Here is a 21,062-nt window from a genome sequence, read left to right on the forward strand (position 1 = left end):
TCCAAATTAAATGAATAAGTACATGCAAATAAAAGAGGCACACAGATAGCCAATTTATATGGCTGGGGCGGGGAAAGGGATTATAAGTTAGAGGAACATAGGGATGGGACAAATGGAAACTTGTCCTATCCCCTGATTCATTCTATTACTTTGTCAATAAAGGTAATGGCATTGTCTTTTTCTTCGGCTCCTCGACGAATGACTACAATTTTTTCTCCGGAAATATCTACATCATTAAAAATAGCATTGTCGGTTATCTCTATCCCATAGAGTTTTTCTTTAGGGTCATCTTCTGTAGGACTATAACGCAATTGATCTTCAGCTAATTGACCTATTTTCTGATCGGAAATGTGATCTTCTAATGGTAGAAAAGATCCGTTAGATACATAGGAATCAAAATGCTTTTGATCAACAATTAGGATGTCAGGCTTTGCATTAGCTAAAATAACTTGGTTTTTAATCACATTTCCATAACCTTGTTGTGTTTGTTTGTTTTCTTGATCTGGGTTAGATAAAAATTCTAATTTAATATATTCCCATTCTGGAAATAGACTTGCCAGATTCTCTTCTAGTAGACTCGTGTCATCACCTATATAGTTACCGAGCATGACAACAGTTATTGATGGAGGGATTTGCTTCGCTTTATCTACCTGGCTATTTATAAGGGTAGATACAAAAGAACCAAGAATCAGGATAAGAAAGATGCCTCCAATGATGTGGAACTTGTAATGATAGATAATATGATCGATTTTATCTTTTATAGGACGCTTGCTTTCTGTTGTTTCTTCCTCTCCCAAGATGTCTTTTTTCACGATTTCATAAGCTTCGTTTAACAGGTTATGATCCTTTTCGGCTTGTTCATCATTTTCAGCGGTATTCGTATTTTGACGTTTTATTAAAATGAAGAATTTATCTTCTAGTTCTTTAAATGTGGCACCTTTAGAAAGTTCCATCATTTCATAAGCCTTTTTTAAATCCATAAGACACTTCCTTACTAGTATTGTGTTATAGGTACAATGAATCCAATTGGAACAGAAATTTCTTTTTATTTTTCCACTTATGATAAAATTGTACAATCTTTCGGACATAAAGCAAAGAGAAATCCACTTTTTTGGACAGAGGTACAGGTACCGTGTTCCAAAATCTAACCAGTTCAAGGAGAATCTATGCTACACTATTATCATAATTAAATAGATTATCCTGAATGACCGAGAGAACTGGCTTTTTGACGTCATAGCAACCTGCATATGTAAGATGCTTCTACCAGTAAAGCCTAAGGCTTTGGATGATATAACGGATTTGTATCCATCTCGCTTTGATCGTTTCTTTGTTCAACAGAAATAGACCTCCCTATTACCCACGAAGTAGTTTAAGTGAGGTCTGTCTATCAGTGAATGGATAGCCGATCCTCTGGGAGCCGCTTATCAATAGGCCACAGTGACAGCTATAGTCTATTTAGTGTATTAGAAATGACAAGCGAGGTAAGTACTGGTATCGGATAGGGAAATTAAGAATCACACATGCTTATTGAATTGATTCATATTTAGGCATTAAGTTGGGCTTGATTATTATTTGATCTACTATTCCGAGAATAAGCATAGCAAATAAACCGAGAATTAAATTACCAGTAATAGCCGTTGAAAATCCTATTAAAATAAACCCATACAAGCGGATATGTTGAATCGTTTTTCTATGCTTCTCCAATTTGTATTCTCCCATATGGATCCCTCCTTTTGAATATAATCCTATTATATATGAAAAAATATTATGTGTAATCATGCCTTATCTATCACTAAGTTGTACCCTTCTTCAAAAAATGATAACCAGTGGCGCAAGGAACTAGTTTTCTAGAATAGACAAAACGAAAAACTTCTCAAAGATAAATGCTATAATTCCTTATTAATCCGACACTAGAGTAAATTGACTTTTCCCTTCAAATTATACAAAATAAAACTATCTAAGATAGATCTAAAAAAGAGCTCAACAGGAAAAAGCAGAAATTATCTCTATCTTTAAGTGTATTTCTGCTTTTTTTATTTTATCAAAGACAATCATAAAATAGAGTTATTGGTGAGAGTGAAAAGGAGTGCATGGCGACGAGGATCCTGTCCTTGTGTACCAGAAGAAAGGGGATTTTCTTATGCATGAGCATTTGAGTCAGTCAGAGAGAGACCGATTAATGGAGTCGCTTACGGATAATCAAAAGGGGTTTATCCAGGAATATTTAAAAAGAGGTAGAAGGACTGTTTTTGCAAACGTCCTGGCAACAGAGAAAGCTGGTGAGGAAGCGGAAGGTGTGATTGCAGAAAAGTGGGAGTTTGAGGACTACCTAGATGCTGGGTCAAGTTGGCAGTCAAGCTCTACCTTATATTGTGAATGTGGACGGAAACTTCGATATCAATACAGGGTGAAAAACTTGGAGACTGGAGAGCTTAAAAAGTTTGGGATCAAACATTTTGAGGAGCATACAGGGATACCTCCACAGTTGGCAAAGGAGATTGTGAGCGGTATTGAAAAGATCGACTATGAAATGGATGAGATTTTATTGAAGATTTATCAATACTGGACATTAGCTGACGAAGGGATTACAGAGATCCCTGTTTCTATTGAAGTTCCTAAAGATATCCAGCTACACTTTGACCATGACATGCCTTTATTAGAAAGACAGGTAAGAAGATTAAAAGGAAACATAGCAGAATTCTTAAAAGAAAAAGAACAAGAGAGGTTAGAAGCCCTAAGGAAAGAGAATGAACAAAAAACGAAGCTAAGACAAGAGGAGATGGTGCGCCTCAGAAAGCAGGTGCAGGCAAAGGATGGATGGGAAAGCCGAATAGCAGATCACATACCTTTGGATCAGAATTTCCAAAGTGCCGTTTTAGTTTATTTGGAAACTTTAACAGAGCCGATTTTCCGAGCGAGTGCTGCCTGTGATGCGTTAATTGAATTTCATGATGCACCTAAAGACACATACTCTAGTGGAAAACCAAGGATTTTTTCAAATGTCTGTATTTATTTGGAGTATCTTGCAAGGCAAGGAATGCTGGAGTTGTTAGAGAAACAGGGTGTAGAAGATCGGATTTATAAAGTAGTGGATTTATCCGGGGAAAAAGACAAATAGTTCTGTGTCATTACGGTTGTTTACAAATAGACAATTTAGTTTAGTTCGTTACCTGGTTTACCAATGAAAGGTGATCCAAATGTATTTCCTACTAAAGATGTGTTGGCAGATTATTTAGTAGAATATGCGACACAATTTGAGCTGCCTTTTCAATGCAGTACAGAGGTGTTATCACTTGGGAAATTAGATGACTATATTGTATTAATTACCAACAAAGGATGTCTAAAGACTAAACAAGTGGTCATTGCTACAGGTCATTTCAGGCGCCTGCTATTCCGTCTTTTTCAGAAAATTTGTCCTCAGCGTATCGAAATGAAAGTCAATTACATGGTTAAGGGTAGGTAGTGGTGTTTGAGTTGGATTAAAAAATGGTATAAATAAACATTTGCGCTTATTGTATGGTAGGCATTGTATATATTAGAATCGTTTTTATTGTTAGGAAAGACCGACTAAGATTAAGTGTCGGTCTTTTTATTTTTGTAGACTTTTACTGATAATTTTTTAATTCGTCTAATAGCTGATCCGTTCGCTTCGCATTTCCTTCTGCAAAATTCTTAAGACGTTCTTTTAACTCAGGATTATCATGGATTCGATCAGCAGCTATTAAATATTCTCGCATAAGCTTAACTTCAATATCATGAGAACTTTGCAGAATATGTCTTAAATGATCTGAGCTTAAATGATCTTCTCGGTCGAAATCTCGGTCATAGTCTTTTTCGTGATTCAAAGGGATCACCTCACTTGATCTTTAATTTTCGCATTACTATTTTAATTTATACATATTAACGTGAGAATTACTTCGGAACAGGATGGGTTATTCTTAGAAATTGCAGGTGGAGGCCCAGCATTAAAAAAGAAGATTTTGTTGAACTTGCAAAAAGTTTTCAATAATAGGCTTGGAAAAAAGAAATCTGTTCCATAATCAGTCTATAGACGGAGATACAATAAGGTTCAGGACTAATTTAGCGAAGCCATTATTAATATATAATGATAATGATTATAAAAAAGGGGTGGACAGGATGAAAACGATAAAAAGCATAAGTAGAATGAAGAGGGATTTTGACAACTAGTTTTTGCAAGAAAAATGAAGGAGGAACTAGCTTTGCAAACATTCAAAACTAAAAATTTTCATCCTGATGATCGTGAACAGGTAGTGGAATTGTTTAACAAATTAAAGGATAAGCATACCAACGTCATTTACTGGTGGCCTGGGGAAGAAGAGCACACATGGGAGTATTGTCCTTGCGTATATGAACGGGATAAATTAATCGGAAAAGGACAGATAATGCCAATTAGTGTAGCGAATCCAGGCGATAATCCACATGTAGTTCACCAATTGTATATGAACATTAAAGTTGATCCAGATTACGATGAGAATAGCTTGATTAAAGAGCAATTGTACGAAATACTGCATGAAAAAGCATTGCAAATGAAAGCATATTTCTCGCCGGGATTTAAGACGTTTCTAAGAGTTGGGAATTTTTCAAATGAAATCGAAAATAATGCGTTTTTTCAGTCAATAGGATTTAAACACTTTAGTAGTAATTTTTGGATGGATATTGATTTGAGAGCAGATCGACAAAGTTCTATACCGAGATTTGAGGATCAGGATATTGAAATAAAAATGTGGGAAATGAAAACAGAAATAGAGGAACAACAATATCTTCAAGTTGAAAATAAAATATGGCCTGAAGATGCCTTGACGTTACATCGATTGCGTGAATACAAAGAAAGACCACATTGGACAACTTTTACTGCGTTTTATAAAGGGAAAATTATTGGGAGCGTAATGGCTTGGGAAAGAGAGAATGAGGAAAAGACAGGTGAAATTGAAGATGTTTTTGTTGTTCCTGAATGGAGAAATAAAGGCATTGCGAGACATCTGCTTATGCTGGCCGTTCACTATTTACAACAGAAAAAACTAGATCGTGCTATTCTCTTAGTATTAACTGATAACGATTCGGCGTTAAACCTATATAAGTCAGTTGGATTCAAAGTGAAAAAAGAAGAACAACGATTTGAATTAGAAATATAGGAAACAGGGGGACGGTTCTTGTGTGCACAAGTTCAGGTGAAAGAACCGAACCCTAGTAAGTTGTAGCAGAAAAGCCGATTCCCTCTTTAAGGAAACCGGCTTAACAGGACCACAGTTCCCAGCTATGGTCAAAGTTAGTATAGCTTTAATTGTTAATTATTATACTGAATGTGAGAAATTACGTTTTCTAAAAAACAGCGCTTGGTATGAGAACAAGTATTGTGGCCCAATTCGCTTTAGGTGAAAGGTACATACGACCTTATTCTCGTTGGGTAAGCATTTTAGTAGGGGTGGTTGTATGTTATCTGTTACTATTATGGTGATTTTCAAATTAGAAGGGACATGTTTACATGACAAATATAAATATACCAGTTTCTGTTTTAAATTTAGCTCCAATCCGTCAAGGACAGGGTGCGAAAGAAGCAATTGAATCAATGGTTGGTTTGGCACGAGCGACAGAAGATATGGGTTACGTTCGTTATTGGATTGCAGAGCATCATAATACACCTACGTTAGTTAGCTCTGCTACATCAATTTTGATAAAACACACATTAGAGCATACGGAAAGAATACGTGTTGGGTCTGGCGGAGTTATGCTTCCGAACCATTCTCCGTTAGTAGTTGCTGAACAGTTTGGAACAATGGCTACTATTTATCCTGACCGACTCGATTTAGGGCTTGGTCGCGCACCGGGTACCGATATGATGACTGCAAGTGCGTTAAGACGTTCGCAAAATGATACAGTCTACACCTTTCCGGATGACGTTCAATCTTTACTAACGTACTTTGGACCGGAAGAAAAACAAGGATATGTGAAAGCACACCCTGGTATTGGGACGAAAATTCCGATTTATATTTTAGGTTCTTCTACCGACTCAGCTCACCTTGCTGCAAAGTTAGGGTTACCTTATGCATTTGCTTCCCACTTTGCTCCTAGATATATGGAAGAAGCCATTTCCATTTATCGAAATAATTTTGAGCCTTCAGAATACCTGGACAAACCGTATATGATGGTATGCTTAAATGTGATTGCTGCAGAAACGGATCAAGAGGCAGAACGGGAACAGACTACGATGCACCAGTTCTTCTTAAATATCGTTCGTGGGACTAGAACACCACTCAGTCCACCTGTAGATAGTATGGAAGGAATTTGGACATCACAAGAAAAACAAGCTGCTGCATCAATGACAAGCGTTACACTGCTCGGAAGTAAAGATTCAATAAGAAACCAACTTACAAGTTTTCAAGAAAAATATAATGTAGACGAGATTATGGCTGTATCCTACATTTATGATGAAGAAAAACAAAAACGATCTTATGAGATGTTAAAAGAAGTAGTGGATGGTAAATAATATTTAGTCAGTATAGCATGAAAAATCGTCTGCTATGATTAGTGATATACTAATCATAATAATTGTTGCATTTACGAGGGGGGATTAAGTTGAAAAAAAATTTCTGGAAAAAGAAACATGAGGAACCAGTTGAGGATGTATATGAACAGGAAGAGATACAACTTTCAAATCAATATGTCAATGAATTAAAAATGGAATCAGAACAAATCGATGAAGATACAATTCAAGAACATGAAAAACATTTCTCAAATGAGGGTTTTTGGAATAAGCTACAAAGGTTTTCCAAAAAAGCAGGTTCAACTGTTGTCTATGCTGTATTAATTCTATACTTTACATTGCAAAAGCCTGAGGTCCCATTAAAAGTAAAAGCAACGATTGCAGGTGCACTAGGTTACTTTATCCTCCCGCTTGATTTAATACCCGATGTTGCATTAGGTGTTGGATTTATAGATGATCTAGGGGTTATTACCGCCGCCCTGATCCAGGTAGCAATGTATATTGATGAGGATGTTAAAAAGCAAGCAAAGGGCAAATTGATGGAATGGTTTGGTAAGCATGTGGATACGTCGGAAATTGATAATAAACTGAATTAGTTAACGGTAGACGCTTTTCTTACAAGAAAAGCGTCTTTTTCTTTCGATTAGGAACAAAAAAGCATTGACAAGGGATTTTTCCCCTGTCTCTCAGGGAAGTCCCTTACTTCAAAAATCAGGATTTTCCCCGATGTCACAAAGTTGTCATAAACGATATGATGAAGGTAACAAGAAACGGAACCGTCAAAGGGGTTGGGAATAATGAACATTATTCAATTATTAATTTGGGTCGTTTTACCTTTATCGTCAATGGCAATTTTCCTAATGGGGTTGATATGGCAATATAAAAGTAAGGAAAGCTATCAAAAAGGCTTGAAAAATATGTTTTGTGTTGGAATTGGCACGATCACTCTTATTACAGGACTAATTTCCTTAAATGGTGAAGTAAACGTGGTCCATTGGATGGTTGAGTTATTTTCTTTACATTCAACCGGAAAACTGATGGCAACTACATCGTTGTTATTTCAGATTCATATTCTAAGTTTATGTGGATTGTTAATTATTTTACCTTTTACACAATACATCAAATTATTTAACATCATTGCTTCTGTGATTTTTACAGGTGTGATGGCGGTTATAACTTTTACAAAGGTATCATTGGTGGAGTTAACAGGAAGAGTTGTTGGAATAAAACATCATATAAAAACTAAACCCGAAGCGGTGAAAGAATTCTAGAGCCTTAATCTATATGACAGAATATAAAAAAGCAGTCAACAACGGTTGACTGCTTTTTACTTGGTGAGAAGAAAACATTTTGGATTGTATAGATAGGAGGCGATTGAATTATTTTCATCCAGTTAGTAAATCTTCTTTAGGATAACGAATTTTCGATTCGGTTGTGTGAGCAAATGAAAAGGCTAAAGTCAACGGTCCGACCTTACCAATAAACATGATCATAATTATTATGATCTGACCGATTGGGGTTAATTCATAAGTCAAACCCATAGATAATCCAACCGTTCCGAATGCAGATACGGTTTCAAACACGATTTCAATAAATGACGCATCTTCCGTAATATTCAGAATAAAAATGCCTAAAAAAACAAACCCTAAACTAATCATCGTAATAGCTAGCGATCGTACGATGGTTGAGTAGACAATTGCTCTACGGAAGATTACGATTTCTTGGTTGTTTTTTATAAATGCAAAAACAGCAAAAAGTAAGGCGAGAAAAGTAGTCAATTTTATCCCACCACCAGTTGATGCACTTCCTGCACCAATAAACATTAGTAAAACAATAAAGAACAATGTCGATTCATCCATACTGGCAATGTCTACGGTGTTAAAGCCTGCTGTTCTTGGGCTAACTGCTTGAAAGTAGGAAGCTAGTAGTTTATCAGAGTTAGATAAGTTTCCTATCGTATTTGGATTATCATATTCCAGAATGAAAATAATAATTGATGCTAACACGTTTATGACAAACGTACCGATAAGCATCAACTTTGTATGGACACTTAAACTATGAAAATCTTTTTTATGCCAAAGGTCAAAGATAACCGTAAAGCCTAATCCACCAATAATGAATAGCATGGTAATAACAATATTAATAACGGGATCACCAACGTAGTCAATTAAACCATTTTGCCAAATGGAGAATCCGGCATTGTTAAAAGAAGAGATCGAATGAAACAAACTAGCATATAAACCTTCTTTTATTCCATGGACAGGCACCCATCGAAAAGAAAGAGCAACAAATGCAATTCCCTCCACAATAATAGAAAAAATAAAAAGGCGTTTTGCTAATAATATAATACCACCGACTGATGTTTGATTTAATGCTTGGGATACAATAAATCGTTCTTTAAACCCAATTTTTCTCCCTACCATTAAGAAAATAAACACCGCAAATGTCATGATCCCTAATCCACCAACTTGGATTAAAGCTAGAATAACCAGTTGTCCAAAAATAGTAAAAGCAGTGCCAGTATCGACAACAGCCAATCCTGTTACAGTCATTGCCGAAGTTGCTGTGAATAATGCTTGTAGCAAACCTATTCCTTCCGTTGTTGCTATTGGTAGTTTTAACAGAACCGTACCGATGATAATACATGTTATAAAAATAACGAGTAAAAATTGTGGTGGACTTAAACGAACCATCCTATGACGCTTCATCTGGAATACTCCTTCTTGATTGAAGTTAAATAATCATTATTATATTCCTTTGTTTGGGAAGATCAATAGTTTTTGATAAAAAAGAATACTATTTTGAGAGCTTCAACACTTAGGATGACTAAGAGTCAGGGTATATAGAGAAAACTCCGCTAATAAAGATAACTAGCGGAGGTCTTCTTTTAAATATTCGCTTATTTATTTTTAAAGATGGTATTTAGCTTTCAATCTATGTTATGGAAAAAGAAATAAACATTAAGGGTCAGTAGTTGCAGAAGGGATTGAAGAAGATTTTCAAGCAAAGTTATTGTGTGATTAAGGCTGTGGATTTGGACAAGGATATTGGTACTCCAAACCATCTCAAGATTAGACAGAAGGAATTTTCACTATCGCTAAAGGAGGCAGGGACGTAACTAAAGTGTCTAACTAAAAATTCTGAACAAGTAATACCTTAGTGAAGTATATTTCAGGAGCGGTGACTGCACACTATTCCTTTTGTTCGGTTTTGAAATTAGTTGAGATACTTTGTCCTAGCCTCATTGTTTTTTGTTAAAGAAGTAAATCCAATTCATCTTATTTTAACTCTACCACATCTTCTGCAACCTCCACACCATTGGCCAATAACACAATTCGGTGGGGTCCTTTATAATGCTTACGTGTTGAAAGATCTTTCCAACTATGTTTTCTTCTATTACTAATCTTGTTACCACCACTCACTTCTCTGTTAGATAGAAGGAATATTTTCCTTGAAGTTTGTCCACGGGATTTTATGAAATCAATCGCATATTCAAGGCGAATTGTAACTGGATCTCCCTCATGAACATCAAGTTCATAGTGGATTTCAGTTGTTTCACCAATCTCTAGGTCAGATGGATTGATGGAGAATGATATATGAGAAAAAAGATCCTTGGCTTGTTTTATTTTTGTATAACCAAATAATGCTAGCACGTCTGGATCAGCTTTTCGAATTAATGTACGACACCCATGCCGAATGATCCAATCTGTTTGTGAAGATATCCCTTTCCATCGGTATGCAGTTTCTATAACGGTGGAAGGATTATCTTTTGCAATATCATTTAAATGATTTGCTACGCTTTTTTGAACATATGTAGCGGGATCCTCTTTTAACATTTCTAAAATGGACAAAGGAAGTGTTGGGTCCTTTTTAAACATTGGCAAAGCTTGTCCCCAAGGTAAGCGAGGTCGACAACCCTCACTTGCGAGTCTTCTAACATGTTCGTTCGGATTTTTGGCCCAACTTTTCATTACCTCAATGGTTCTTTCTGGTTCACGAATTAAAAACGGACGAATGGCGAACTCGGAGCTGGATTTAGAAGTGAACCGTTTTAATGCATCCATAGAGAGGTCCCAATTATCTTCTGTCTGACCAAACACTTCGACAAAGTCAGGGAAAAATAAATAAGGAAATCCCTGACACTCTTCATCTATCTGATACAGTACGTCAAGAGCTTGTGCATAATCGGTAGGTAAATGTCTTCCAAGTGTCAGGGTGATCTGACGAATACGCTGTTTTAATTCTAAGTGACTCCACGTATGATCCATTACATCCTTTACAAATGTAGATGAATGAAATGGAGGGTAAGCTATATGTACTTTCTTTGCAAAACCGTGAAGGAAGTTTTCATTATATATATCTTTTAATGCCTCGGCCATTATTTATTCTCCTTATCATGGAAAGTAGTTAGACCTATCATATCAGGAATTCGTGAGAGAATCACTTTTCATTCAGAATAAAGAAAAACCCCTGCCGAGGGGTTTTTCAATCTATTAACAGCAAATTTCTTCTTTTGTCATATCTACTAATTCAGATTGGTAAACGCCTGACAAGATTTTCGGTTGAAGATCCTTGATGTACGCTTTGATGTCATTTCGTTGGTTATCGGTTTCACTTAATTTGAAATAAACAAAACCTTCTTCATTATGAAGGACGGTAAGATGAATGTCCTCTTCTATTTTCGTTGTTGCTACTAATCTACAAGTTTCACATTTCGGTGCCATTTCAAATGAGATCGTAATCTCCTCCTGATTGTTTTTATTGAATAATTTTTCTTTGTCACTGTTAGAAATTCTAACACAGGTGATGCTAGATATAAAATGACGTACGACGTGCAGAGGATAGATCAAACTTGATAATGTATGATGGATAAGAAATAATCCAATGTTTCTTATAAAAGGTTGAAAATCCTCTTATTTATTCGGAAGTGCTACAAAAATGAAAGATATGTAAAGTTTTAAACGTGAGAATTTAACACTTTTGTGAGATCAAATAGGCTTTTGAGTAATTAAAATAAAGGATTTTCTATATAGTTAAGAGAAATTTCAATAATAAATGTCCGCGTATTCAAAAGTAGAGGGAGGGTAGAGTTGACAGTTACTTTAACTCAAGATTGTAAGCGAGACGTGAAAATAGGTATTCTGTGGGAAGAGGTGCCTGTCGGTGTCCCGGAAGGAGAGGTTTTTATTGTATAGAATATGGTGGAAGGAAGCAGTCGCGTATCAAATTTATCCTCGGAGTTTTATGGATTCGAATGGAGATGGAATTGGTGATATCCAAGGGATAATCTCGAAACTAGATTATTTAAAAGACCTTGGTATTGATGTTATTTGGATTTGTCCAATCTACACCTCTCCAAATGATGATAATGGGTATGACATCAGTGATTATAAAGACATTATGGATGAGTTTGGAACGATGGAAGACTTTAACCAGTTATTAACGGAAGTGCATAAGCGAAATATGAAGATCATTATGGACTTAGTGATCAATCATACATCGGATGAACATATCTGGTTTATACAGTCTCGTTCTTCCAAAAGTAATCCGTACCGGGATTTTTATATATGGAATCCAGGACAAGAGGGGAAAGAACCAAACAACTGGGAATCTATCTTTGGGGGGTCAGCTTGGGAGTATGATAAGAAGACAAATGAATATTATATGCATGTCTTTTCTCGAAAACAACCAGATCTGAATTGGGAAAATCCGAGTGTAAGAAAAGCTTTGTACGAAATGATTAACTGGTGGTTAGCTAAAGGTATTGACGGTTTTCGTGTTGATGCAATTTCTCATATTAAAAAAGTAGGTGGATTTCCTGATTTACCTAATCCAACTAACAAAAAATACGTTCCATCGTTTGAAGGTCACATGAATCGTGACGGTATTCAATTATTTCTTGAAGAATTAAAGCAAGAAACATTTGATCATTACGATATTATGACAGTCGGAGAAGCAAACGGTGTTAGTCCTGACCAAGCGGAGGAGTGGGTAGGTGAAAACAACGGTAAATTTAGTATGATTTTTCAATTTGAACATCTAGATCTTTGGGGAAAAGGAAAAAGTGGTCGGTTAGACATGCAGGGTTTAAAAACCATTTTAACGAAGTGGCAAAAAGGTTTGGAAGGTATTGGATGGAATGCTCTATTTCTTGAAAATCACGATCAACCAAGATCTGTATCTACATGGGGAAACGACGAATCACTAAGAATTCCATCTGCAAAATGTTTAGCAACATTGTATTTTCTAATGCAAGGAACACCTTTTATCTATCAAGGGCAAGAAATTGGTATGACAAATGTGCAATTTAATTCTATAGAGGAATACAACGATATTGCGATCAAGAATTTATATCGCAACGAGTTAGAAGAAGGTAAAACCCATGAAGAAGTTATGGAAGTTATTTGGAAGAATGGTCGTGATAATGCTCGCACACCGATGCAATGGAGTGCTCAAAACCATGCTGGGTTTACAAAAGGTAGTCCTTGGTTAAAAGTAAATCCTAATTACAAAAACATAAATGTAGAGCATTCGTTAGACGATTGGAACTCAATTTATCATTTCTACAAGAAGCTAATACAATTGAGAAAAAGGGAAGAAGTTCTTGTTTATGGGAGTTACAAGTTGATCTCTGATGATCATGACTCTATTTTTGCCTATACACGAACTTTAGAGGATAAGGTATTTCTAGTAATTACAAATCTGTTTGATGTAGAGACAAAATTTTGTTTACCTAAAGCGTTACAGAACAGAACCATGCTTTTATGCTTAGGAAACTATTTAGTGGATTCAGAAGAAGAAGATGCTCTAGTTTCGCTTGCGTTAAAACCATATGAAGCGAGAGTATATAAATTTTTCTAGTAAAGGTGCCTTCCATACGCCTAATCTGTTCTCAACTCACTAATTTGTGTTACTATTTGTTCTATAGGTTTTATATTTAAATTCGAATAGGAGAGATTTTGGTGCAGTATAGAGATACAGCAGGTTTTTGGAAAAGATTTTTGGCAAGTTTGGTTGATGTAACTATCATATCGGTAATAACCATTCTTGTGTTTTACCTTCTTAATGGGAACCTATTAATGAGCTGGGGTGACAGCATATATGGGGAAATCATTTTTGTAGCGTATTTAACAATTCTTCCTATTATTTGGAATGGTTTTACAGTAGGGAAGAGAATGACAAACATTAGAATTAAACGCTTTAGTGATGATGAAAAAATCACGATTCTAAATATGGTGTTGCGACAAGTGGTTGGCATTTATTTTATTGCGGCCATTACTTTTGGTCTGTCGATCCTAATCAGTGCCGTTATGGTCATTTATAGAAAAGATAAACGTGCCATTCATGATTTCATAAGTGGGACTTATGTAAGTATTTAGTCAACCATTTTCTGGTCACTTGACAGGTCTAATCTGTTGGTGACTAAGGGATCTTTTTAAATGTATAGGTATGATGATACGAGTAAAGGGATGGACAGGGTGACTGTCCGTCAAGTCCCTATTAACTAGCGACTACCATCAATAAATGGGAACAGGAGAACAGGTCTATGCCTGCCCTCATTCCACAGTTGGGGGAATTTATGAATTGTAACAATGAATCGACTAAATATGTTTATAATTATGCTTGTGCAGAAGAAGAACTATCGCTATGCCGTTTGGAGATGCGTTCTTTTTTTGGCTTTGATTCTAACACAGGTGTGCTGGAAAGTACTATTGCAGTTGAGTTAAACCGGAGTCCATTCATTAGGGAGAGAATAGATGTTATCTTTGAAGCAAATACAACTGTAGAGCTAAAAACTCAAGTGGAAAAATTACCTAGTACATCTTCAACATTTAAAGTGAAAGTAATGACAGCAAGAGATATTTTCAAAACAGATAGTTCCATTCGTTTTGAAGTTCGTAGAAAAATGGAGCGAGAGATAGGTCTATCGATTCCTGGTAAGGCGGATTTACAAAATCCGGATATTATTTATGCAGTGATGGAAGTGGATGGTAGGTGGGTATTCGGTAACTATCATAAATCTGAGCCTATTTGGTTAAGTCATAAATCGAAGCCAGCTAGTTACTCTACAGCACTAAATACACGAGTTGCGAGAGCGATTGTGAATATAGCTGTACCAAAACCAGTTAATGTAAAAGTAATTGATCCATGCTGTGGGATAGGGACAGTATTAGTTGAAGCTTTGTCCATGGGGATTAATATTGTGGGCAGTGACCATAATCCACTTGTGATGAGAGGTATACGTGAAAATATTAAATATTTTGGATATGATACAGAAGTAACATTAAAAGATATTCGAGATGTTGAAGGGCAATTTGACGTAGTAATAATAGACATGCCTTATAATCTATGCTCTGTTATTTCACAAGACGAGCAACTAGAAATAATAAAAAGTGCACGAAGGCTTGCTCAGAAAATGGTAGTAGTTACGGTAGAACCACTCGATTCAATTCTAAAGCAGGTCGGTTTTAATATAAAGGATCGATGCGAAATACATAAGAGGAAGTTCAAGAGAGAAATAATTGTATGTGATTGAGAAATAATATGATTACTACGGTATTATATTTTCCACTTAAATAGAACTAGTCAGATTACTTCACATATGTAACCAAATTGTAACTTTATCCTTGCAACATATTGGTTTAAAATGGTATATGAAGGTATAGATTTGGAGCGGATGAGATAATTCAGACACCATATCGCACTTTTCCATATCACTTCCGAGTTTATCTTTTTGCTCCATGACTCCATATTAGGAATGGGAGGAATTAGTTAATGAAGTGTAAGGACTGTAACGGTGAACCTCTAGTTAAGTGCAAGGATTGTTCAGGTGAAGGATTTGTCTATGGTAGTAAACAATGTTCTACATGTAAGGGTGAAGGTGCTATTGCATGTCCATCTTGCAATGGTAAAGGTAAAGTTGGTATTAAAAAGTGGTTAAAGAAGTCTGGTTAATCCTATTATTTAACAACAAAGTAAAGTACATGATGGATGATCGATTCAAAGTTAATTGTCAGCCCATACACAGGCCAGGGAATATCCACGGTCTGTGTTTTATTTATGGACAAAGATAATTTAAATATGTTTATGTTAAATTACTGTAGGAATGACGCACTATGATTTAAAACCAGCGTCTCTTTCTGGTGAAAGGCGCAAATCGTCTTAAAAATCGGAAGAAGCGTGAGTCTGATTGAGCGATTTGTAAACCAATCACGTACGCATCGTTTTCGATGCGTTTCTGGTGCAAAATCCTTTCTTCTTCATCCTGTGCGTTAAGCATTAACTCTGTGTTGTACCAGACGTTCGTTCGGCAATGTGCTAGGACAAAAGAAGATAGTGATTCATCTTTACGACCCATAAATCTGTCTATTATCCGGATAGACCGAGCATAGTGACTCGCTAATTCATTTTGAACAAGGTCGACTAAGTCTGAAAGTACATCATTTATCTTTTCGTGATCCTGTCTCCGATTCAACATCATACTTGCATCTGGCCAGACCTTGTCTTCCGATAAAATTACATACATGACTATTGGAAGATCACTATTAATATGCGCATTAATCCCGAGCAGCGCATCTTGTAAAACAAAGACTTTTTGCTGTTTAGCCATACGAAATGCAAGTTCCCATGCTAGTGGGTATGGCTCTCCTTGTTCATGTGCCTGAATGGCATCAAAATAATATTGTGCAAAACGAACAAGTACACGCTCCATCCAAACATCATCATGGAAAAAGCCTGCTGTTAGTCGTTTTTTCATCTCCTTTGTCATAAGAAGGTACACTCGTTGAAATATAGCTCGGTAATCACCAGCTTCTTCAAGTTCTTTAAGTTGTCTAGTCATATCTTCAATCACTTGATCTAAGCTTTGAAAATCTAACAATTCTTTACTAATAGAGCTCATTTCATTCCCCCCACGTTCATTCAGATAATTGTAACCTTAGCATTCAGTTGTTAATTTACCATAAACGGAGAGCATCGAACAGATATAGATGTCCTTATTTTTAGATTATTCAAAAAATAGCGGTTATCTCATGAAGCTATCTTAAATGTTGTGTTGAAGGAAAGAGATTGAGAAGGGATACTAATTTACTATTAAGAATGATGATTTATGGATATCTGGGTAGAAGATATAAATGATAGACATGAAATCGTTAAAGAGATTGTGTGTTTAATTAAAAAACCTGAACCAATTGAAGGTTCAGGTTTTTGTTCTTTATTCAAACGCTTCTTCGTTGCTCTGTGCTTGTTGCTCTAAAGACTCCTCATGTAACTCAACAAATTCTTCTGGTGTCATCTCAAGTCCAAACAATGCTTGAATCGCATTTAAGTGTTCCTCTGCAGTAGATGTGTTCATTAAATTATCTGCAAACAAAGTAATACCACTCGCGTTGTTTAGGTCCTCTAATACTTGTACATAAAGGTCTGGAAGCTCTACATTAGCTGTATCTGATTTCATTGCCGGCATTATTCCAGCACCGCTTAATGATTTCTCTGCTAACTTCTCAACGTAGAATTTAACAAATTGCTTTGCTTCTTCTTTTACGTCAGAATTTTCAGCTACGAACATACCACCAGATCCACCAACGAAGCTGTTGCTGTCACCTTCCCCATCTTCAACATTAGGGAATTTAAAGTAATCTACATTATCTCTAAATTCTTGCGGTATATCTTCGTTAGTTGTGAAGTTTGGAAGAGACCAAGTAGCTGTTAAGTACATTGCTGCTTGCCCATTCATGAACATACCTTCAGCTTCTAAGTTACCCATGGCATTTGTACCTTGTGGGAACGCATCCATTTCTACTAAATTTTGAATTTCTTCAGCAGCTTGCGTAAGAGCTGGGTCTTCAAAGCTCGTTTCACGATTAACCGCATTTACGATTTTTTCAGATCCACCAATTCGGTCTGCAAGGTACATGTAGTAAATTGAACCAGTCCAACGATCCTTGTTACCAAGCGCAATTGGTGTTACATCGTTTTCGTTTAATACTGTTACTACATTTTTTAACTCTTCTAATGTAGTAGGCTTCTCTAATCCGTATTCATTAAATATTTCTTTGTTGTAGAACATCATCGTAATGTTTAGTTCGTATGGAAGGCTGTATGTTTTCCCATCTACTTCAAAAGTTTCTAATGTTCCATCAACGAATTTATTACTAAATTCTTCGTCGATTACATCGTCTAAAGGAGCAAATTTTCCACCTGTAGCAAATGGTTTTAACCATCCACCAGGCCACCCTTGGCCAACATCAGGTAATTTATCTGATGCTGCAAGTACACGAAGCTTTTCCTTATATTGCTCTGCACTATAAGTTTCTGTTTCTACTGTAATACCAGGATTTTCAGACTCGTACTCATCGATTACTTCATTAAGAAGTTTATTTTGTTGAGGTGAGCTTCCCTCTGTCCATTGGTGCATAAAAGTAATCGTTTTTGTGTCTTCTGAACCGCTCTCATTATCTCCACCACAAGCAGTCGTGATTACTGCGATAATGAGTGCTGCAATTAATAATCCAAATCCTTTTTTGAAATTCATTAGATGTCCCCCTAATTCTTTATTTTTTTATAATGCATTTTCTACGATAACAAAATTAAGTATGCATGTCTATTATCTTACCTTCACGTTAAAATTATGTAACAAAATGAAAAGATTATTGGATAAATACGATGTTCTTTTCGAAATGTGGAAAACACAGTTTATCATAAATATGATTATTATCTATGCGACCACAAGGAAAAGTGCACTTGATGTGGATTGCTTTATGTATAAAAGTAGTTAAAAAGACTCATCATGCAATAAAATGTACACTTCGAAAATTGATATAAACTGTATTTTCTTCCAAAACTAGTAAAATAGGATTAATATTCCCAGAAATATGTGATAATATATATCTATTAAGCATATACGTTCGAAAAGGCAAACTTATTGAAAAATAAGGGCGCAAAGTTACAGGCCTAAAGGAGATACTCTATGGTGGCTGAACTGCCAACAGGATGAGAAGGGTTATTTCCTATTGGAGATAACCTTTCTTTATTCCTGTTAATTGTGAAAAAAGGGTACTACAACGTAATCTATTCCATAAAAATTGTGAGGGATTACTATGTTAATAAAAAAAACTATTTTCTTATTTCTACTTGTTACTTCTATTATATATATAGGCTGGATTGGTATATTTAATGACCAACTCCTAATGCGAGGATTGCTTGCTTCTGTATTACCAATTATCGTTGGTTCATTAAGTTTTGTTTGGCTATACAAAGCTTTTCGTCATACATTAAATAAGCAACGCTACTTTTGGCTTATGCTTAGTATCGGTGTTCTATTTTTTATCGTCTCTAACGCCACTTGGGTACACACACAGATTACCGAGGGTGCTGATGCATATACAAAACTATCGTTTTTATTTTGGTTGTTAGCATACTTTTTTTATTTAATTGCTATGTTCTATAAAACGACAGTAATTCAAACATCCATCGCAAATGGTTCATATGTATTTACATTCTTTGTTTTTATGGCGTTTGGTACGTCGATTACACTACATTACTTTTCTAAGACAGTTCTTGTTGCAACAGATTACTCATTCCCAGTTACTGCAATTACTTTAGCTTATCCTTTGATTAGCTTAGGGATCATGTATGTAATGTCATGTTTGTTGTACTTATCTAGGTATAGTCGCGAGAAAAAAGTGATCGGTATGATCTTTTTAGCTTTTTTGTTTCAAGTGACGGCTGATTTTTATTACTTGTTCCAAATCCTTCATGATACGTATCAACCTGGAAGCTTAGTCGATTATATATGGTTAGTATCTTTGTTTGTACTTGGTTTAACTGGAAAGGTGTCGGCACAACTAGATAATAAAAAGATAGAACGAGAGTATGTAAAGAAAGAAAAACAGACATACTTCCCTTATATTGCAGTGCTAATTCAAATTATCCTAGTTGTACAAGAATATTTGTGGCAGTTAAATGCACTAAGTGCCGGATTGATTATAACTTTTTTAATGATACTAGGACGACAGTTGTATATCTTGCAAAAGAATAAAAAATTGGTGTACCAATACCGACACTTAGCTTACCATGATACACTTACCGGCATGAAAAACAGAACCAGTTTTATAAACGAACTTAATGATGTCATGGATCATGCAAAAGAAACAAACCGGCCAGTTGCCTTGCTTTTAATGGACTTGGATCGATTTAAAAATGTAAATGATACACTTGGTCACTATGTTGGTGATCGTATTCTGCAAGCAGCTTCTGAAAGGCTAAATAAATATTTACCGAATGACTATCTGATGAAATATAGGATAGGGGGAGACGAATTTGTTATTGTTCTTCCAGATATAACACAAGATGAATGTGAAAAATCAGCTCAATCGATTTTAGATATATTTAGTAAACCGTTTATAATTGATCATCATGAAATTACTATTACTCCAAGTATCGGAATTAGTATGTATCCTTATAATGGAAAGAACAGTGAGATTTTACTTAAATATGCAGATGCTGCTATGTATCTAGCTAAAGAAAAAGGTAAAAATAGATACCAATTTTTTAATACTGAATTAAACGATGTAGTGAACCGAAGGATGACATTAGAGGTTGAATTAAGAAAAGCGATGGAGCTTCAACAAGTATCTCTCCACTATCAACCAAAGTTTTCACTTAAGGAAAACAGATTGGTTGGAATGGAAGCACTATTAAGATGGGATCATCCTGTTCTTGGTTCTGTTTCACCTGCCGAATTTATTCCAATTGCTGAAGAAACAGGGCAAATTAATGCAATAGGTGAGTGGGTAATAAAAACAGCATGTAAACAAAATAAAATTTGGTATGATCAAGGGCATAGGCTTTGTGTTTCTGTTAATGTATCGGCAAGGCAATTAGAGCAATTTGACTTTGTTCGAATGGTGAAAAGTGCCCTACTTGAGACGGGACTTTCTCCTGCTTATTTGGAATTGGAAATTACAGAGAGTATTATGCAGAATACAACCGAGTCAACCGAAGTGCTACAGAGTATAAAGGAGTATGGTGTGAAGACATCCTTGGATGACTTTGGCACGGGCTATTCTTCTTTATATATATTGAAGGAATTACCAATTGACGCGATTAAAATTGATAAATCATTTATTGATAATATGGAAGATGCTACGAATTTATCTATTATAAAAACAATCATTGATATAGGTTTAAACTTAAATCTACAAGTTGTAGCAGAGGGGATTGAACATGCATACCAAATTGAATACTTGAGAGGTTTTAATTGTGGGTACGGTCAAGGTTACTTTTTCTCGGAACCAGTTCCAGCTGATAAATTTGAAGAAAAGCTAAAATTGGATCTATTATTGAAGCAGTAAATTCTACAGTGTCTAATGATGCTTTAGAATTTTTTAAGAGGATTAGAATTCATTCTCTGTTCCCAATTGCTGAGCTAGCGACAGCCAATTTCCGCTTCATAAAGATATGGTATTTCCCTATACTGAGTAACCTCAGTTAGAGCGATGCATTTATTGTCACCAACAAAGTCGAGGATTCCTAAATAAAGTGTGAAAAGAGAGAATAG

General features: G+C 35.7%; 19 protein-coding genes and 2 riboswitches. Of the genes, 11 read left to right on the forward strand and 8 right to left on the reverse strand.

Features of this window, described 5'->3' with window-relative positions:
• Positions 1–137: 137 nt before the first annotated feature.
• Positions 138–980 (reverse strand): hypothetical protein, encoded by an 843-nt coding sequence (locus tag NYQ66_RS05415; protein WP_259867697.1) that lies wholly within the window; start codon positions 978–980, stop codon positions 138–140.
• A 212-nt stretch (positions 981–1,192) separates the two neighbouring features.
• Positions 1,193–1,295: riboswitch (SAM riboswitch) on the forward strand.
• Positions 1,296–1,524: 229 nt separating this feature from the next.
• Positions 1,525–1,719 carry a hypothetical protein gene (locus tag NYQ66_RS05420; protein WP_259867700.1) on the reverse strand — a complete coding sequence of 65 codons (195 nt, stop codon included), beginning with the start codon at positions 1,717–1,719 and terminating at the stop codon, positions 1,525–1,527.
• A 421-nt stretch (positions 1,720–2,140) separates the two neighbouring features.
• Here NYQ66_RS05420 and NYQ66_RS05425 point away from each other — a divergent pair, with 421 nt between their 5' ends.
• Together NYQ66_RS05425 and NYQ66_RS21485 are read left to right on the forward strand one after the other, a co-directional pair.
• On the forward strand, positions 2,141–3,118 hold the full coding sequence (locus tag NYQ66_RS05425) for a DUF3895 domain-containing protein (RefSeq protein ID WP_259867703.1): 978 nt from the start codon (positions 2,141–2,143) through the stop codon (positions 3,116–3,118).
• 63 nt (positions 3,119–3,181) lie between these two features.
• A complete protein-coding gene (locus NYQ66_RS21485; RefSeq protein ID WP_272479993.1) occupies positions 3,182–3,463 on the forward strand; it encodes an NAD(P)-binding domain-containing protein in 282 nt (93 codons plus the stop codon).
• A gap of 142 nt (positions 3,464–3,605) precedes the next feature.
• Here the strand turns inward: NYQ66_RS21485 and NYQ66_RS05430 are convergent, their stop codons facing one another.
• Entirely contained in the window at positions 3,606–3,845 is a 240-nt protein-coding gene (locus NYQ66_RS05430) for a hypothetical protein (protein WP_259867705.1), read from the reverse strand.
• 375 nt (positions 3,846–4,220) lie between these two features.
• Here NYQ66_RS05430 and NYQ66_RS05435 point away from each other — a divergent pair, with 375 nt between their 5' ends.
• The 4 genes from NYQ66_RS05435 (at position 4,221) to NYQ66_RS05450 (ending at position 7,773) form a co-directional block, all read left to right on the forward strand.
• On the forward strand, positions 4,221–5,153 hold the full coding sequence (locus NYQ66_RS05435) for a GNAT family N-acetyltransferase (protein WP_259867708.1): 933 nt from the start codon (positions 4,221–4,223) through the stop codon (positions 5,151–5,153).
• A 350-nt stretch (positions 5,154–5,503) separates the two neighbouring features.
• Complete coding sequence (locus tag NYQ66_RS05440) at positions 5,504–6,505, forward strand: LLM class flavin-dependent oxidoreductase (RefSeq protein ID WP_259867711.1); 1,002 nt, start codon at positions 5,504–5,506, stop codon at positions 6,503–6,505.
• Between the two features lie 191 nt (positions 6,506–6,696).
• Positions 6,697–7,098 (forward strand): YkvA family protein, encoded by a 402-nt coding sequence (locus tag NYQ66_RS05445; protein WP_259867762.1) that lies wholly within the window; start codon positions 6,697–6,699, stop codon positions 7,096–7,098.
• A 201-nt stretch (positions 7,099–7,299) separates the two neighbouring features.
• A complete protein-coding gene (locus tag NYQ66_RS05450; protein WP_259867713.1) occupies positions 7,300–7,773 on the forward strand; it encodes a respiratory nitrate reductase subunit gamma in 474 nt (157 codons plus the stop codon).
• Between the two features lie 114 nt (positions 7,774–7,887).
• Here NYQ66_RS05450 and NYQ66_RS05455 read toward each other — a convergent pair whose 3' ends face one another.
• The 3 genes from NYQ66_RS05455 to NYQ66_RS05465 form a co-directional block, all read right to left on the reverse strand.
• Positions 7,888–9,210: a TrkH family potassium uptake protein gene (locus NYQ66_RS05455; RefSeq protein ID WP_259867716.1), complete on the reverse strand. Its 1,323-nt coding sequence runs from the start codon at positions 9,208–9,210 to the stop codon at positions 7,888–7,890.
• Positions 9,211–9,780: 570 nt separating this feature from the next.
• Positions 9,781–10,881 carry a DNA alkylation repair protein gene (locus NYQ66_RS05460; protein ID WP_259867718.1) on the reverse strand — a complete coding sequence of 367 codons (1,101 nt, stop codon included), beginning with the start codon at positions 10,879–10,881 and terminating at the stop codon, positions 9,781–9,783.
• Positions 10,882–10,995: 114 nt separating this feature from the next.
• Positions 10,996–11,226 (reverse strand): hypothetical protein, encoded by a 231-nt coding sequence (locus NYQ66_RS05465; RefSeq protein ID WP_259867721.1) that lies wholly within the window; start codon positions 11,224–11,226, stop codon positions 10,996–10,998.
• Between the two features lie 463 nt (positions 11,227–11,689).
• On the opposite strand from NYQ66_RS05465, the gene NYQ66_RS05470 reads away from it, so the two are divergent.
• The 4 genes from NYQ66_RS05470 to NYQ66_RS05485 all read left to right on the forward strand — a co-directional run bounded on the left by NYQ66_RS05470 (position 11,690) and on the right by NYQ66_RS05485 (position 15,457).
• The gene (locus tag NYQ66_RS05470) at positions 11,690–13,363 is read left to right on the forward strand and encodes a glycoside hydrolase family 13 protein (protein ID WP_259867724.1); all 1,674 of its coding nucleotides are present in this window, start codon (positions 11,690–11,692) and stop codon (positions 13,361–13,363) included.
• A gap of 101 nt (positions 13,364–13,464) precedes the next feature.
• A complete protein-coding gene (locus tag NYQ66_RS05475; protein WP_259867726.1) occupies positions 13,465–13,881 on the forward strand; it encodes an RDD family protein in 417 nt (138 codons plus the stop codon).
• A gap of 200 nt (positions 13,882–14,081) precedes the next feature.
• Positions 14,082–15,038: a TRM11 family SAM-dependent methyltransferase gene (locus NYQ66_RS05480; RefSeq protein ID WP_259867729.1), complete on the forward strand. Its 957-nt coding sequence runs from the start codon at positions 14,082–14,084 to the stop codon at positions 15,036–15,038.
• A 239-nt stretch (positions 15,039–15,277) separates the two neighbouring features.
• Positions 15,278–15,457, forward strand: coding sequence for a hypothetical protein (locus NYQ66_RS05485; RefSeq protein ID WP_259867731.1), 180 nt, complete (start codon positions 15,278–15,280; stop codon positions 15,455–15,457).
• A 166-nt stretch (positions 15,458–15,623) separates the two neighbouring features.
• On the opposite strand, the gene NYQ66_RS05490 is transcribed toward NYQ66_RS05485, so the two are convergent.
• Positions 15,624–16,403, reverse strand: a complete 780-nt coding sequence (locus NYQ66_RS05490) for a DUF5995 family protein (RefSeq protein ID WP_259867733.1) — start codon at positions 16,401–16,403, stop codon at positions 15,624–15,626.
• A gap of 312 nt (positions 16,404–16,715) precedes the next feature.
• Positions 16,716–18,035, reverse strand: a complete 1,320-nt coding sequence (locus NYQ66_RS05495) for an extracellular solute-binding protein (protein ID WP_259867736.1) — start codon at positions 18,033–18,035, stop codon at positions 16,716–16,718.
• A 370-nt stretch (positions 18,036–18,405) separates the two neighbouring features.
• Positions 18,406–18,490: riboswitch (cyclic di-GMP riboswitch) on the forward strand.
• A 110-nt stretch (positions 18,491–18,600) separates the two neighbouring features.
• On the opposite strand from NYQ66_RS05495, the gene NYQ66_RS05500 reads away from it, so the two are divergent.
• A complete protein-coding gene (locus NYQ66_RS05500) occupies positions 18,601–20,856 on the forward strand; it encodes a putative bifunctional diguanylate cyclase/phosphodiesterase (protein WP_259867738.1) in 2,256 nt (751 codons plus the stop codon).
• Positions 20,857–21,062 lie beyond the last annotated feature (206 nt).

It is taken from the genome of Aquibacillus koreensis, assembly GCF_025154055.1.
GTDB classification, from domain to species: Bacteria; Bacillota; Bacilli; order Bacillales; family Amphibacillaceae; genus Aquibacillus_C; species Aquibacillus_C koreensis.

Excerpts from the sequence above, each read along its gene's own strand:
- NYQ66_RS05415 (WP_259867697.1), bottom strand. The coding sequence starts at position 980 with ATGGATTTAAAAAAGGCTTATGAAATGATGGAACTTTCTAAAGGTGCC.
- NYQ66_RS05420 (WP_259867700.1), bottom strand. The coding sequence starts at position 1,719 with ATGGGAGAATACAAATTGGAGAAGCATAGAAAAACGATTCAACATATC.
- NYQ66_RS05425 (WP_259867703.1), top strand. The coding sequence starts at position 2,141 with ATGCATGAGCATTTGAGTCAGTCAGAGAGAGACCGATTAATGGAGTCG.
- NYQ66_RS21485 (WP_272479993.1), top strand. The coding sequence starts at position 3,182 with ATGAAAGGTGATCCAAATGTATTTCCTACTAAAGATGTGTTGGCAGAT.
- NYQ66_RS05440 (WP_259867711.1), top strand. The coding sequence starts at position 5,504 with ATGACAAATATAAATATACCAGTTTCTGTTTTAAATTTAGCTCCAATC.
- NYQ66_RS05445 (WP_259867762.1), top strand. The coding sequence starts at position 6,697 with ATGGAATCAGAACAAATCGATGAAGATACAATTCAAGAACATGAAAAA.
- NYQ66_RS05450 (WP_259867713.1), top strand. The coding sequence starts at position 7,300 with ATGAACATTATTCAATTATTAATTTGGGTCGTTTTACCTTTATCGTCA.
- NYQ66_RS05455 (WP_259867716.1), bottom strand. The coding sequence starts at position 9,210 with ATGAAGCGTCATAGGATGGTTCGTTTAAGTCCACCACAATTTTTACTC.
- NYQ66_RS05460 (WP_259867718.1), bottom strand. The coding sequence starts at position 10,881 with ATGGCCGAGGCATTAAAAGATATATATAATGAAAACTTCCTTCACGGT.
- NYQ66_RS05465 (WP_259867721.1), bottom strand. The coding sequence starts at position 11,226 with ATGGCACCGAAATGTGAAACTTGTAGATTAGTAGCAACAACGAAAATA.
- NYQ66_RS05480 (WP_259867729.1), top strand. The coding sequence starts at position 14,082 with ATGAATTGTAACAATGAATCGACTAAATATGTTTATAATTATGCTTGT.
- NYQ66_RS05485 (WP_259867731.1), top strand. The coding sequence starts at position 15,278 with ATGAAGTGTAAGGACTGTAACGGTGAACCTCTAGTTAAGTGCAAGGAT.
- NYQ66_RS05490 (WP_259867733.1), bottom strand. The coding sequence starts at position 16,403 with ATGAGCTCTATTAGTAAAGAATTGTTAGATTTTCAAAGCTTAGATCAA.
- NYQ66_RS05495 (WP_259867736.1), bottom strand. The coding sequence starts at position 18,035 with ATGAATTTCAAAAAAGGATTTGGATTATTAATTGCAGCACTCATTATC.
- NYQ66_RS05500 (WP_259867738.1), top strand. The coding sequence starts at position 18,601 with ATGTTAATAAAAAAAACTATTTTCTTATTTCTACTTGTTACTTCTATT.